Raw genomic sequence first — 12,149 nt, 5'->3', positions numbered from 1 at the left:
CGACGAGTCGCGCAACGCGGCGCAGCGGTTCCGCATCATGTCGGTGCCGACGATGATCCTCTTCCAGGAAGGGCAGGTGACGAAGCAGGTCGTCGGCAACCGGCCGAAGAGCGAGCTCGCGTCGATCCTGACCGAGGCGATCGGAGCGTAGTGCCGATGCTCATCCCTCTCGCCGCCTCTCTTGCGGCGCCTCTCGCGGAAGAGGCGGCGTGGATCGGAAGGCTTTCCCGCGACTTGGCGCAGTCGGCCCAAGGAGCGTCGCTGCCGGCGGCGCTGGCGATCTTTTTCGTCGGCGGCCTGCTGGCCTCGCTGACCCCGTGCGTCTACCCGATGATCCCGATCGTCGTCGCCTACATGGGCGGCGCGGAGTCGTCGGCGGCGACGGGCGTCTCCGCGGCCGCGCGGCGGCGGCGCGTGGTGCTGCGCGCCGTCGCCTACGTGCTGGGCATGGCGGTCGTCTACACCGTGCTGGGCGTCGTCGCGGCCTCGCTCGGGCAGACGTTCGGCGGGCTGACGCAGACCTTCTGGGCCTACGCCTTCGTCGCCGTGGTCATGCTCGTCTTCGGGCTGTCGCTGCTCGGGCTGTTCGAGATCCGCGTTCCGTCGTTCCTGATGAACCGTCTGGGCGGCGGGCCGCGCGAAGGGCTCCTCGGCGCGGCGTTCATGGGCGCCACGTCCGGGCTGGTCGCCGCGCCGTGCGCGGCGCCGATCGTCTTCCCGCTGCTGGCGATGGTCGGCCGTCAGGGACGTCCGGTCTTCGGGGCGCTGGGGATGTTCTCCTTCAGCTTGGGGCTGGGGGTGCTCTTCCTCGCCCTCGGGATCTTCTCCGGCCTCGCCACCGCCCTGCCCAAGCCGGGCGGCTGGATGGTCATCCTCAAAAAGATCGTCGGCGGGCTGATGATCGTCCTCGCCGGGTACTTCCTGTGGCAGGGCTGGCAGCGCTGGTGAGGCTGGCCCGCCCCGCGGCGCTGGCCGTCGCGTTCGCCGCGCTGGCCTGCGCCGCCGCGGCCGCGCCGCCGGCGCCGACGCCGTTGCTCGGCGGCGGCGTCGTGCGCCCCGGCGAGGGGCGCGGCATCGTCCATTTCGTCTTCGTCGCCCGCTGGTGCGGCCCCTGCGAAGCGGAGATGCAGGCGCTGCGCCGGCTCGCCGCGCGGATGCGCCGCGCCGACTACCAGCTCGTCGTGGTCGGCGTCGCGCGCCGCGAGTCGCCGGCCGAATTCGCCGCCTGGCTGCGCGCGCTCGGCTACGACGGCGCGGCGGCGTTCGACGAAGGGGGACGGCTCGAGCGGATGTACGGCGCCGAGGCGCTCCCGTGGCACGTCGTCGTCGGCCCCGGCGGGAAGGTGCTCTCCGCGGGCGAGCGGACGCCCGACGCCGCGCGGCTTCACCGCTGGCTTTCCAGTCCGGGAGACTGATGAACGAAGACTCGTTTTTCGGCGGCGCCGCGGGGGAACGCGGCGCGGCCTTCCTCGTGGGCGTCGTCCGCCCCGGCTCGACGCAGACCGAGGTCGAAGGCCAGCTCGACGAGCTGGCCGCGCTGGCCGACACCGCCGGCTTCTCCGACGCCGGACGCGCCGTGCTGCCCTGCCGCGAGATCAGCGCCGCCACCTTCGTCGGCAAGGGGCAGGCGGGGGACGTCGGTTCGATGGCCAAGGCGCTCGGCGCCGCCGTCCTGATCGTGGACGAGGACCTTTCGCCGGCGCAGGTGCGGAACCTCGAGAAGATCGGCGACGTGCCGGTGGTGGACCGCGCCGGCGTGATCATCGACATCTTCGCCCAGCGCGCGCGCAGCCGGGAGGCGCGCACGCAGGTCGAGATCGCGCAGCTCGAGTACCTCCTGCCGCGCCTCGCCGGCCGCTGGGCGCACCTCTCGCGCCAGGTCGGCGGCGGCCCGGGCGGCACGAAGGGCGCCGGCGAGAAGCAGATCGAACTGGACCGCCGGATGATCCGCCGGCGGATCGACCACCTGAAGCGCGACCTGGAGAAGGTGGACCGCGCCCGCTCGGTGCGGCGACGCACGCGGGCCGGCATGCCGCAGGTCGCGCTCGTCGGCTACACCAACGTCGGCAAGTCGTCCCTCTTCAACGCGCTCACCAAGACCGGCGTCTTCGTCGAGGACCGGCTGTTCGCGACGCTCGACGCCACGGTGCGGCGGCTCGACTTCGGCCGCCGCGGCGCGGCGCTGGCCAAGGACACGGTCGGCTTCATCCGCAAGCTGCCGCACGACCTCGTCGCCGCCTTCCGCAGCACGTTCCAGGAGGCGGGGGAGGCCGATCTGCTGCTGATCGTGGTGGACATCGCCCACCCGAAGGGGGAGGAGCAGCTGGCCACCGCGGAACGGGTGCTCGACGAGACCGGTCTCGGCGATCAGCCGCGCCTCTTGGTCTACAACAAGATCGACGTCGCCCCGAAGGAGCTGGTCGCGGCGCTCCGCGCGCGCCACGCCGACGCCTGCTTCACGTCGGCGCGCACCGGGGAAGGGGTGGCGGAGCTGGCGCGGAAGCTGGCCGACCGGCTGCTCGGCGAGGAGGTCCGCGTGACGCTCGCCGCGCCGGTCGCGCGCGGCGACCTGCTGGCGCTGTGCCACCGCGAGGCGAAGGTCGAGCGGGTCGAGCAGCGGGACGACGAGATGATCATCACGTTCGTCGCCGGGGCGCGCGCGGCGGGCGAACTGCGGCGGCGGTTCGCCGAGGCGGAGGGAGACGAAGAATGAAGCGGATCACGCTGGCCTTGGTCTTCGGCGGGCGCTCGCCGGAACACGACGTCTCGCTGGTCTCCGCGGCGGGGATCGACGCCAATCTCGACCGCGGCCGCTTCGACGTCGTGCTGGTCGGCGTCGAGCGGAACGGACGGCCGCGCCTCGGCGGGCCGGAACTGCTGCGCGGCGGCCTCGCCCGCGGCGAGGGGCGTCCGGTGCGTTGGCCCGCGCACGGCGGCGACCGCCGCCTGCGCGACGAGGAGACGGGCGAGCCGCTGACGCCGCCGATCGACGTCGTCTTCCCGATCATCCACGGCTCGGGCGGCGAGGACGGCACGCTGCAAGGCGCGCTCGCGCTGGCCGACGTCGCCTGCGTCGGGCCGGGGGTTCTCGGCTCCGCGCTGGCGATGGACAAGGACCGCGCCAAGCGGCTGCTCGCGGCCGAAGGGATCGCGGTCGCGCGGGACGTCGTGCTCGAAGGAAAGGGCGCCGAGGACGCCGCCGCCGCGCTGCCCGCCGTGCGCGCGCTCGGCTTCCCCTGCTTCGTCAAGCCGGCGCGCGCCGGCTCGTCGGTCGGGATCTCCAAGGTCGAACGCGAAGAGGACTTCGCCGCCGCGCTCGCGGCCGCACGGCGCGTGGACAGCAAGGTCGTCGTCGAGGAGGGGATTCCCGAGGCGCGCGAGATCGAGGTCGCGGTGCTCGGGAACCTCGAGCCGGAGGCGTCCGTGCCGGGGGAGATCGTGCCCCACGGCGCGTTCTACGACTACCACGCCAAGTACGACGACCCGGACTCGCGGCTGCTCGTGCCCGCGCCGCTCGACGACGAACTGCGGGAGCGGATCCGCGCCATGGCGACGCGGGCCTTCCGCGCGCTCGACTGCCTCGGCATGTCGCGCGTCGATTTCCTGCTCTCGCGGACGACGGGGCGCCTCGTGCTCAACGAGCTCAACACCCTCCCCGGCTTCACGCCGATCTCGATGTACCCGCGCCTCTGGGAGGCGAGCGGGCTGCCGTACGGCGAACTGCTGACGAGGCTGGTCGAGCTGGCGCTCGAGGCGCGGTCGCTCGGGCCGCTCGGCGCGGCCGTGAACCGCTGACGCGAGACGGACGTGCCGCCGGGCGGCGGCGGCGCCGTCACGCGCCGAAGCCGGGCTGCCGCGGCCGCCGCGCCGTGGCGAACCCCGGCGGGAAGAGCGCGGCGAGGCGGCGGTACAGCTTCTGGCGCGTCCAACCGAGGCGCCGCGCCGCTTCGGTCTTCTTGCCGTCGGCCAGCTTCAACGCTTCCAGGATCGCCCGCGCCTCGAGGTTCGTCGGAAACTCCGCCGACGGCTGCGGCGGGCGCAGCATCGGGCCGGGAATCGACGGCCCGGGGCTGAGCGCCGCCGCGCGCCGCAGCAGGTTGTCGAGCTCGCGGACGTTGCCGGGGAAGTCGGCGCAGGCGAGGACCGCGAGCCCCTCGCCGTCGATGCGCCGCCCGGGCCCGAGCCCCTCGGCGGCGGCGCGCGCGAGGAGCGAGGCGACGAGATAGGGGAGGTCGCCGCGCCGCGCGCGGAGCGGCGGCGCCTCGACCACGACCGCGGCGAGGCGGTAGTAGAGGTCGCGCCGGAAGCCGCTCCCCGAGGCGTCCACGCGGCGGTGGGTCGCGGCGACGATCCGCACGTCCACCGCGCGCGCCCGGTCCGCGCCGAGCGCGCGGACCTCGCCGGTCTGCAGCGCGCGGAGCAGCTTCGCCTGCAGCGGCGCGGGAAGATCGCCGATCTCGTCGAGGAGGAGCGTCCCGCCGTGCGCCTCGGCGATGCGCCCCTTGCGGTCGATCGAGGCGCCGGTGAAGGCGCCGCGCCGGGCGCCGAACAGCTCGGCCTCGAGCAGCGCCTCGGGCAGGGCGGCGCAGTTCTCGGCGACGAACGGACCGGCGCGGCCGGAGGCGGCGTGGAGCGCCCTGGCGAGGACCTCCTTGCCGGCGCCGGTTTCGCCGAGGATCAGGACGGAGAGCTTGGTCGGGGCGACGCGGCGCAGCGTGTCGGCGGCCGCGGCGAGCGACGGCGAGGCGGCGAGGAGCGGCGCGAACGGATCGTTCGCGACGGCGAGGGCGAACGCCTGCCGGCGGGCGAACTGGCGCCGCACCGCCGCGAGGACCGGCCGCAGATCGACGTCGCGGCCGACGTCCGCGGCCGAGACGCCGCAGATTCCCGGATACGGCCCTTCCACGGCCGAGACGAGCCAGGTGCGCCGCCCTTCGACGAGCGTCCGCTCCCGCTCGGCGAGGAGCGCCAGCTCCGCCATCCGCCGCGCGGCGCGCGAGCCGGCCTCGCCCTCGCCGGGCCAGAGCCACTCCGTCCCGCCGACGCAGGCGAAGGCGGCCGGGCGCAGCGCCCGCGGCGCGAGTCGCGCGAAGAGGGCGGCGATCTCGTCCGCCGGGCAGGCCGGCCCGGCGCTCGGCTGCGCGGTCATCGGTGCTCCCCCCGCAAGACGACCGCGCCGCCGGGGACGCCGACCCTGAACACCTCGTCGGCCGCGGCGCGCGGCGAGGATGTCTTACGCCGGCCCGGCCCGTCGCGCCTCCGCGCCGCTCGGCGCTTCGTCCCGCGGCGGCAACGTCCGCCCGCGTCCGCGCCGCGCGGCGCTTCGTCCCGCGGCGGCAACCTCCGCCCCGTCCCCTATAATTGCCGCCTATGTCCTACTATCGCGGCCCCTACGGGGGAGGAACGGTCACGCTCGCCCTGCCGCCGTTCACGCCGGCCGTGCGGCGCATCCTCTACGTCCTCGGCGGGATGTTCGTCCTGCAGCTCGTCCTGCGCTTCGGGGCGCCCGATCTCTACGCGCGGGCGATGGACCTGCTGGCGCTCGATCCGCAGCTCCGGCTGCGCGACGCCGCGGGGCAGGCGACGCCGCCGATCGCGGCGTGGCAGCTCCTCACCTACGCGCTGCTCCACGGCGGGGTGGTCCATCTGCTGCTCAACGGGCTCGGCCTCTGGATGTTCGGCGGCGACGTCGAGCGGGTGCTCGGCACGCGCGGCTTCGTGCGCTACTTCCTCGTCTGCGTCGCCGGCGGCGGCGCGGCGGTCGTGCTGCTTGCGCTGCTGCTGACCGGCGCGACGATCCCGGTCATCGGCGCCTCGGGGGGCGTCATCGGGCTGGTCGTCGCCTTCGCGCTCCTCTATCCCGAACGGCGGGTCTTCATCTTCCCGATCCCGTTCCCGCTTCCGGCGTGGGTGATGGCGCTGGCCTACGCCTTGATCAACGTTTACGGCGCGGTCCAGGACGCGCTGATGCCGGGCGGGGCCGGGTCGGTCTCCTACGCGGCCCATCTCGGGGGGCTGGCGGCCGGTTTCCTCTATTTCAAGGGGTTCATCCGTCCGGGGTCCTGGTTCCGCAGAAAACGCCGTCATCCGCAGTTTCGGGTCGTCAAGGGCGGCCCGGGGCCGTTCGACATCAACTGAACGGCCAAAATAAGTGGATCGGCGGCGGGAAACAAAGAGCCGGTCGCTGTTTACTGGGCTTGACGGACACCCGCGAATCGGGAGATAGTCGCGCTCTCATCGCCGCGGTGAAAGACCAGGCGGCGGCCGGGGCGTTCGAACGAGGTCCGGCCGTCGTTGAATGCCAGCGACGGCTGGAATGGCCCTCCGACGGGACGGACGGCGGAGGCCGGGCGAGGACCCATGGACCGAAACAACTCGGACAGGTCGGTTCTGAGCCGGTACTTCTCGGAAATCCGGGCCTATCCCCTCCTGACCAAAGAGCAGGAGCAACAGCTCGCGCACCGCGTCCGGAAGGGGGACAAGGACGCGTTCGAGCATCTCGTCGCCTCGAACCTCTCCTTCGTCGTCAAGGTCGCCAGCGAGTACCGCAACCTCGGCCTGCCGCTCGAGGACCTGCTCAACGAGGGGAACCTCGGGCTGATCGAGGCCGCGCGCCGCTACGACCCCGAGAAGGGGACGAAGTTCATCACCTACGCCATCTGGTGGATCCGCAAGGCGATCCTCAAGGCGCTCGCGGAGCAGGTCAACTTGGTCCGCGTCCCGACCTACCAGATGAAGAAGGTCAAGCAGGTCCGCGAGGCCGAGCACACGCTGCGCAAGGAGCTCGGCCGGGCGCCGGAGCGCCACGAAATCAGCGACCGCCTCGACACCACGCTGAAGAAGGTCGACCAGACGCTGCAGGTCCACTCCAAGGAGGTCTCGCTCGACGACACGGTCGGCAAGGAGAAGAAGACCCCGGTCTCCGACTACTTGATCGACCAGGATTCGGAGAGCCCCGAGGAGAACCTGATCCGCCGCGAGGGAACGTCGCTCGTCGGCGACGCGCTGCAGCACCTCTCCGAGCAGGAGCAGATCGTCGTCCGCCACCGCTTCGGCCTCGACGGCTGCCCGATCCTCACGCTCAAGGAGATCGGCGAGCAGATGGGCGTGTCGCGCGAGCGGGTGCGCCAGATCGAAACGCAGGCCAAGGCCCGCCTGCGGCGCCTCTTCAACCGCCCGCGCGCCCCGCACCGCGTCTGATCGGCCGCCGCGCGTACAATCGCGCGCGGAGGACCGGATGGCGGAGACGTCCGCGCGCCACGTCGTCGTCGGCACGGCGGGCCACATCGACCACGGCAAGTCGACGCTCGTCCGCGCCCTGACCGGCGTCGATCCCGACCGCCTCCCGGAAGAGCGGCGCCGCGGGATCACGATCGACCTCGGCTTCGCGCACGCCGCGTGGGACGGCGTCGAGTTCTCCTTCGTGGACGTTCCGGGCCACGAGAAGTTCGTCCACAACATGCTCGCCGGCGCGTCGGGAATCGACCTGCTGCTGCTGGTCGTCGCCGCCGACGAGTCGGTGATGCCGCAGACGCGCGAGCATCTGGGGATCTGCCGCCTGCTCGGCCTCGGGACGGGGGTCGTCGCGCTGACGCGCATCGACCTCGCCGGTCCCGAACTGACCGACCTCGCCGCGGAGGAGGTCCGCGAACTCGTCCGCGGCACGTTCCTCGACGACGCGCCGCTGGTCAAGGTGAGCGGCGCGACCGGCGAAGGGCTCGACGCGCTGCGCGCCGCGCTGCGGTCCGCGGCGGAGCGCGCGCCGCGCGAGGCGGCGGGGCCGTGGCCGCGCCTGCCGATCGACCGCGTCTTCGCGGCGAAGGGGTTCGGCACCGTCGTCACCGGCACGCTGCACGGCGGCGCGCTGCGGGTCGGCGATCCGCTCGTCGCCTCGCCGGGCGGGCCGGAGGCGCGCGTGCGCGGCCTGCAGGTCCACGGCGCGTCGGTGGACTGCGCGCCGCCGCGCCGCCGCGTCGCGGTCAATCTTCAGGGCGTGGACCGCGCGCGCCTCGAACGCGGCATGACGCTCGTGCCGCCGGGGCGCGACGTCGCCGCCTCGGTCTTCGACGCCGCGCTGACCGTCCTGCGCGACGCTCCGGCGCCGCTCGAGGAAGGGATGCGGGTGCGCGTGCACCTCGGCACCGCGGAGGTGATGGCGCGTCTCCGCCTGCCGCCGCCGGGGCGGCTCGCCGCGGGGGAGAGCGGCGGGGGGCAGCTGCGCCTCGAGGCGCCGCTCGCCGCGTTGCCGGGGGACCGCTTCGTGCTGCGGCGCTTCAGCCCGGTCGCGACCCTCGCCGGCGGCGTCGTCGCCGATCTCGATCCGCCGCGCCGGAGTCCGAAGGACGCGGCGTGGGGAACGCGCGCGGCGGCGCTCGCGGCGATGACCGGCGCGGAGCGTCTGGCCGTCGCCGCCGAGGAGGCGGGCGAGCGCGGGCTGCCGCTCGCCGAGCGCGCGCCGCTTATCGGGCTCGAGCCGGCGGCGGCGAAGGAGATCGCCGAGGGGCTCGCCAAGGGGGGGCGCGGCGCGCGCTTCCACCTCGTGGCGGGAGAGCTGCTGCTCGCGGCGGACGCTTTCGCCGCGCTGGAGAAGGCGCTGCGCGCCGAGCTGTCGCGCCGCCACCGCGAGCGTCCGCTGGAGACGGGGGTCGCGCCGGAGCCGCTGCGCGCGGTCCTCGCGCCGCGCTGGCCGCAGGGGGAGTTTCGGGCCCTGCTCGAGGCGTTCGCCGCGGGGGGCGGAATCGTCGTCGAGGCCGACGCGGTTCGGCTCGCCTCGCACCGCGTCGATCTCGAGGGCGAGGAGAAGCGCCGCTACGACCGTCTTCTCGCGGCGCTGGAGGCGGCCGGCCTCGAGGCGCTCCCGGAGGATGAGTGGCTGCGCCGCGCCGGGCTCGGCGCGCCGGACAAGGGCTTGGCCGGATTCGCGCTGCGACGGCGCGAGGCGATCCGGCTGGGGGACGGCGCCTACGTTTCGGCCTCCGCGTTCCGCGCGCTCGCCGAGCGGCTGCGCGCCGAGGCGGAAGGCGGACGGACGACGTTCGGCGTGCCGGAGTTCAAGGAACTGTTCGGGCTGACCCGGAAATACGCGATTCCGCTGCTGGAGAAGCTCGACGACGTCGGCGTGACGCAGCGGGTGGGGAACGAAAGACGGGTCCGTCAGGCGTGGACGAACGAGCGGGGGAAGCAATAATAGACAAGGGACGGGCGACCGTCCCGGAGGTGTCAGATGAACCTGGGCGTTCCGGAGATCCTGCTTCTCCTCGTTCTGGCGGTTCTCTTCTTCGGCGCGCGCCGTCTGCCCGAACTGGGCAAGAGTCTCGGCGAAGGGATCAAGAACTTCCGCCAGTCGATGAACGAAGCCTCGAAGGACGAGAAAAAACCGTAGGGGCGGCCGGCGCGTCGCGAAGATCGTCGAAACCACGGCGCCCCACCGCGCCTGCCGCCCGACGCGAACCCCGCGGCACCTTGCCGTTGAAACGTCGAACGGCAACGCGGTGCGAGGCTCATGTCGGCACCCTGCCGTCGAAACGTCGAACGGCAACGCGGTGCGAAGCTCACGTCGGGAGGCAGGCGCGGAGGTTCCCTGAGCGCGGCGACGATCGTCGGGACGCGCCAGCCTCCCCTACGGATTGTCGGTTCGAATGCCGGGTCGAATGTCGGTTGGTTTGTCGGTTGGTATTGATCCTGCGAATGGAGGTCGGCCGGGCCGGGGGGGCTCCGCGGAACCCTTGAGTTCTAGGGTCCGCGGAGCCCCCCCGGACGGCCGACCGACCACGCCGCAAGGACCGCGCGCCTTGCGTCCCCCGGAGCCCCGCGCGCCTTGCGTCCCGCAAGAACCGCGTTCGCCGATCAGCAGCAGGCCATCGGCCCTTCGTATTCCTTTCCGCCATCGCCGCAGCAGCCCTGCGGCGGCGGCCCGTCCGGATCGACCGGCGCGCCGGCGCGCAGGTAACGCGTCCAGACCCGCGACGCCGACACGACCACGACGATCACGAGGCAGATGAACAGCCCGGCGATGAAGCTGTCGAGCCGCGCGTTCCAGATCTGCATCCCGCGCTGCGCCGCCGGAATGTCGATCGCGCCGCTCTGGATCGCCGCCGCCTTGGCCAGGAACCCGATGTTCGGGTCGGGGTGGAAGATGTACTCGAGCCCCGCCACGAGCGTCACCGCGAGCAGAAACACCAGCGGAATCCCGGTGACCCAGGCGAACCGCTTCCGCCCCGTGCGGATCAGGATCGTCGTCGCCACGGTCAGCGCCGTCGCCGCGAGCAGCTGGTTGGCGATGCCGAAGAGCGGCCAGAGGGCGCGCGTGCCGCCGGTCGGATCGACCACGCCGGCGACGGTGAAGTAGCCCCACGCCGCGACGAAGATCGCCGACGTGGCGAGGTTCGGCCCCCAGCCGCTTCCCGCGAGCCGGGGAGCGGCGCGCGACAGCGCGTCCTGCAGCAAGTAGCGCCCGACGCGCGTCCCCGCGTCGAGCGTCGTCAAGATGAAGAGCGCCTCGAACATGATCGCGAAGTGGTACCAGATCCCCGCCAGCTCCTCGCCGCCGAGGAACTTGTGGAAGATCTCCGCCATGCCGACGGCGAGGCACGGCGCGCCGCCGGTGCGGCCGATGACCGTCTTCTCGCCCACGCGGTTCGCGAGGGCCTGCATCTCCTCCGCGGCGACCGGGAACCCCTGCGCGTTGATCCACTCCAGGCTCTTGTTGGAGTTGACGGCGAAGTACTGCCCCGGCGGCAGCGACGCGGCGGCGACGACCGCCATGATCGCCACGAACGCCTCGAGGACCATGCTGCCGTAGCCGACCATCCGCGCGTCGCGCTCCCGCTTGAGCATCTTCGGCGTCGTGCCGGAGGCGATCAGCGCGTGGAAGCCGGAGATCGCGCCGCAGGCGATGGTGATGAAGCAGAAGGGGAAGATCTTGCCGCCGAAGATCGGCCCGGTGCCGTCGACGAACTGCGTCAGCGCCGGCATCTTCAGCTCGGGGCGCACGGCGACGATCCCCACGGCGAGGATCGCCACGGTGCCGAGCTTGACGAACGTCGAGAGGTAGTCGCGCGGCGCGAGGAGCAGCCAGACCGGCAGCACCGAGGCGCAGAGCCCGTAGAGGACGACGAGCAGCGCCAGCGCGAGCGGCGCGACGGTGAAGATCGGCGCCAGCGTCGCGCTCTGGGCGACGAAGTGCCCGCCGACCAGCGCGAGGATCAGCAGCGCGAGCCCCATGATCGTCGCCGGCCGCACGCGACCCTCGCCGGAGCGCATCACGAACCCCATCAGCAGCGCGATCGGAATCGTCGCTCCGACGGTGAAGAGGCCCCACGGGCTCTCGGCCAGCGCCTTGACGACGACCAGCCCGAGGACGGCGATGAGGATGATCATGATGCAGAGGATCCCGGTCGTCGCCGCGAGCGCGCCCCACTTCCCGAGGTTGTCGTGGGCCATCTTCGCCAGGCTGCGCCCGTCGCGCCGCAGGCTCAGGCCGAGCGTGACGAAGTCCTGCACCGCGCCGCCGAGCACGACGCCGGCGAGGATCCAGAGCGTGCCGGGGAGATAGCCGAACTGCGCCGCGAGGACCGGTCCGATCAGCGGCCCCGGCCCGGCGATCGCCGCGAAGTGATGGCCGAAGACGACCCAGCGGTTCGTCGGCACGAAGTCCCGCCCGTCGTTGAGCCGCACCGCGGGGGTGGTGCGGGCGTCGTCGAGCGCGAGGACCTTCGCCGCGATGAACTTCGAGTAGAAGCGGTAGCCGATCGCGAAGACGCAGACCGCCGCGACGACGATCCACGCGGCGGAGATGTGTTCGTTGCGGTCGAGCGCGACCGTGGCGGCCGCGCCGGCGCCGAGGATCGCGACGAGGATCCAGAGGACGACTTTGACCATTTTCATGGCTTCGCATCATACGCCCCGCGAGCGGCGTGGGCGTTCAGCGAGCGCGGAGACAAGAGGCGCGCGGCGGGGGCGTCGAGCGGGAGCGCGGAGACAAGAGGCGCGGGGCGGGGGGCCTTCTTTACCAGCCTGGAGTGGTTCAGGGATCAATTTCATAGCGCCATTGGCTTTCGGCCCTTCCCGGGAACCCTCAATGTGCGCATCTGCGATGACGATCTGCCGCAGTTGAACTCCTTTCTGGCGAAGAAGGATCACGAGATCAT

General features: G+C 72.8%; 12 protein-coding genes. 10 read left to right on the top strand and 2 right to left on the bottom strand.

Features of this window, described 5'->3' with window-relative positions:
* Positions 1–34 precede the first annotated feature (34 nt).
* The 5 genes from LLG88_01415 to LLG88_01395 are packed head-to-tail and all read left to right on the top strand — an operon-like array spanning position 35 to position 3,795.
* Positions 35–151 carry a thioredoxin family protein gene (locus LLG88_01415; GenBank protein MCE5245568.1) on the top strand — a complete coding sequence of 39 codons (117 nt, stop codon included), beginning with the start codon at positions 35–37 and terminating at the stop codon, positions 149–151.
* A gap of 5 nt (positions 152–156) precedes the next feature.
* Positions 157–948, top strand: coding sequence for a sulfite exporter TauE/SafE family protein (locus LLG88_01410; protein MCE5245567.1), 792 nt, complete (start codon positions 157–159; stop codon positions 946–948).
* Positions 924–1,415 (top strand): TlpA family protein disulfide reductase, encoded by a 492-nt coding sequence (locus tag LLG88_01405; GenBank protein ID MCE5245566.1) that lies wholly within the window; start codon positions 924–926, stop codon positions 1,413–1,415. The genes LLG88_01410 and LLG88_01405 overlap by 25 nt, the downstream gene beginning before the upstream one ends.
* Positions 1,415–2,713 carry a GTPase HflX gene (gene hflX / locus LLG88_01400; protein ID MCE5245565.1) on the top strand — a complete coding sequence of 433 codons (1,299 nt, stop codon included), beginning with the start codon at positions 1,415–1,417 and terminating at the stop codon, positions 2,711–2,713. Before LLG88_01405 ends, hflX begins: the two co-directional genes overlap by 1 nt.
* Before the next feature lie 5 nt (positions 2,714–2,718).
* Positions 2,719–3,795, top strand: a complete 1,077-nt coding sequence (locus LLG88_01395) for a D-alanine--D-alanine ligase (GenBank protein MCE5245564.1) — start codon at positions 2,719–2,721, stop codon at positions 3,793–3,795.
* Positions 3,796–3,832: 37 nt separating this feature from the next.
* Here the strand turns inward: LLG88_01395 and LLG88_01390 are convergent, their stop codons facing one another.
* The gene (locus tag LLG88_01390; protein MCE5245563.1) at positions 3,833–5,149 is read right to left on the bottom strand and encodes a sigma 54-interacting transcriptional regulator; all 1,317 of its coding nucleotides are present in this window, start codon (positions 5,147–5,149) and stop codon (positions 3,833–3,835) included.
* 221 nt (positions 5,150–5,370) lie between these two features.
* Between LLG88_01390 and LLG88_01385 the strand changes: the two genes are divergently transcribed.
* The 4 genes from LLG88_01385 (at position 5,371) to tatA (ending at position 9,382) form a co-directional block, all read left to right on the top strand.
* Positions 5,371–6,138 (top strand): rhomboid family intramembrane serine protease, encoded by a 768-nt coding sequence (locus tag LLG88_01385; GenBank protein ID MCE5245562.1) that lies wholly within the window; start codon positions 5,371–5,373, stop codon positions 6,136–6,138.
* Between the two features lie 222 nt (positions 6,139–6,360).
* Complete coding sequence (locus LLG88_01380) at positions 6,361–7,200, top strand: RNA polymerase sigma factor RpoD/SigA (GenBank protein ID MCE5245561.1); 840 nt, start codon at positions 6,361–6,363, stop codon at positions 7,198–7,200.
* A gap of 37 nt (positions 7,201–7,237) precedes the next feature.
* The gene (gene selB, locus LLG88_01375) at positions 7,238–9,187 is read left to right on the top strand and encodes a selenocysteine-specific translation elongation factor (GenBank protein ID MCE5245560.1); all 1,950 of its coding nucleotides are present in this window, start codon (positions 7,238–7,240) and stop codon (positions 9,185–9,187) included.
* Positions 9,188–9,223: 36 nt separating this feature from the next.
* Positions 9,224–9,382 (top strand): twin-arginine translocase TatA/TatE family subunit, encoded by a 159-nt coding sequence (gene tatA, locus LLG88_01370; protein ID MCE5245559.1) that lies wholly within the window; start codon positions 9,224–9,226, stop codon positions 9,380–9,382.
* A gap of 464 nt (positions 9,383–9,846) precedes the next feature.
* Here tatA and LLG88_01365 read toward each other — a convergent pair whose 3' ends face one another.
* The gene (locus tag LLG88_01365) at positions 9,847–11,886 is read right to left on the bottom strand and encodes a carbon starvation protein A (GenBank protein ID MCE5245558.1); all 2,040 of its coding nucleotides are present in this window, start codon (positions 11,884–11,886) and stop codon (positions 9,847–9,849) included.
* Here LLG88_01365 and LLG88_01360 point away from each other — a divergent pair.
* On the top strand, positions 11,797–12,149 hold a 353-nt coding region (locus tag LLG88_01360), incomplete at its 3' end, for a CTP-dependent riboflavin kinase (GenBank protein ID MCE5245557.1). The two genes, LLG88_01365 and LLG88_01360, sit on opposite strands and share 90 nt — an antisense overlap.

The organism is bacterium, assembly GCA_021372775.1.
Taxonomy (GTDB): domain Bacteria; phylum Acidobacteriota; class Polarisedimenticolia; order J045; family J045; genus JAJFTU01.
Note: the sequence above shows the minus strand (reverse complement) of the source record. Positions and strands in the feature narration are given on the sequence as shown.

Excerpts from the sequence above, each read along its gene's own strand:
- LLG88_01380 (MCE5245561.1), top strand. The coding sequence starts at position 6,361 with ATGGACCGAAACAACTCGGACAGGTCGGTTCTGAGCCGGTACTTCTCG.
- tatA (MCE5245559.1), top strand. The coding sequence starts at position 9,224 with ATGAACCTGGGCGTTCCGGAGATCCTGCTTCTCCTCGTTCTGGCGGTT.
- LLG88_01410 (MCE5245567.1), top strand. The coding sequence starts at position 157 with ATGCTCATCCCTCTCGCCGCCTCTCTTGCGGCGCCTCTCGCGGAAGAG.
- LLG88_01365 (MCE5245558.1), bottom strand. The coding sequence starts at position 11,886 with ATGAAAATGGTCAAAGTCGTCCTCTGGATCCTCGTCGCGATCCTCGGC.
- selB (MCE5245560.1), top strand. The coding sequence starts at position 7,238 with ATGGCGGAGACGTCCGCGCGCCACGTCGTCGTCGGCACGGCGGGCCAC.
- hflX (MCE5245565.1), top strand. The coding sequence starts at position 1,415 with ATGAACGAAGACTCGTTTTTCGGCGGCGCCGCGGGGGAACGCGGCGCG.
- LLG88_01390 (MCE5245563.1), bottom strand. The coding sequence starts at position 5,149 with ATGACCGCGCAGCCGAGCGCCGGGCCGGCCTGCCCGGCGGACGAGATC.
- LLG88_01385 (MCE5245562.1), top strand. The coding sequence starts at position 5,371 with ATGTCCTACTATCGCGGCCCCTACGGGGGAGGAACGGTCACGCTCGCC.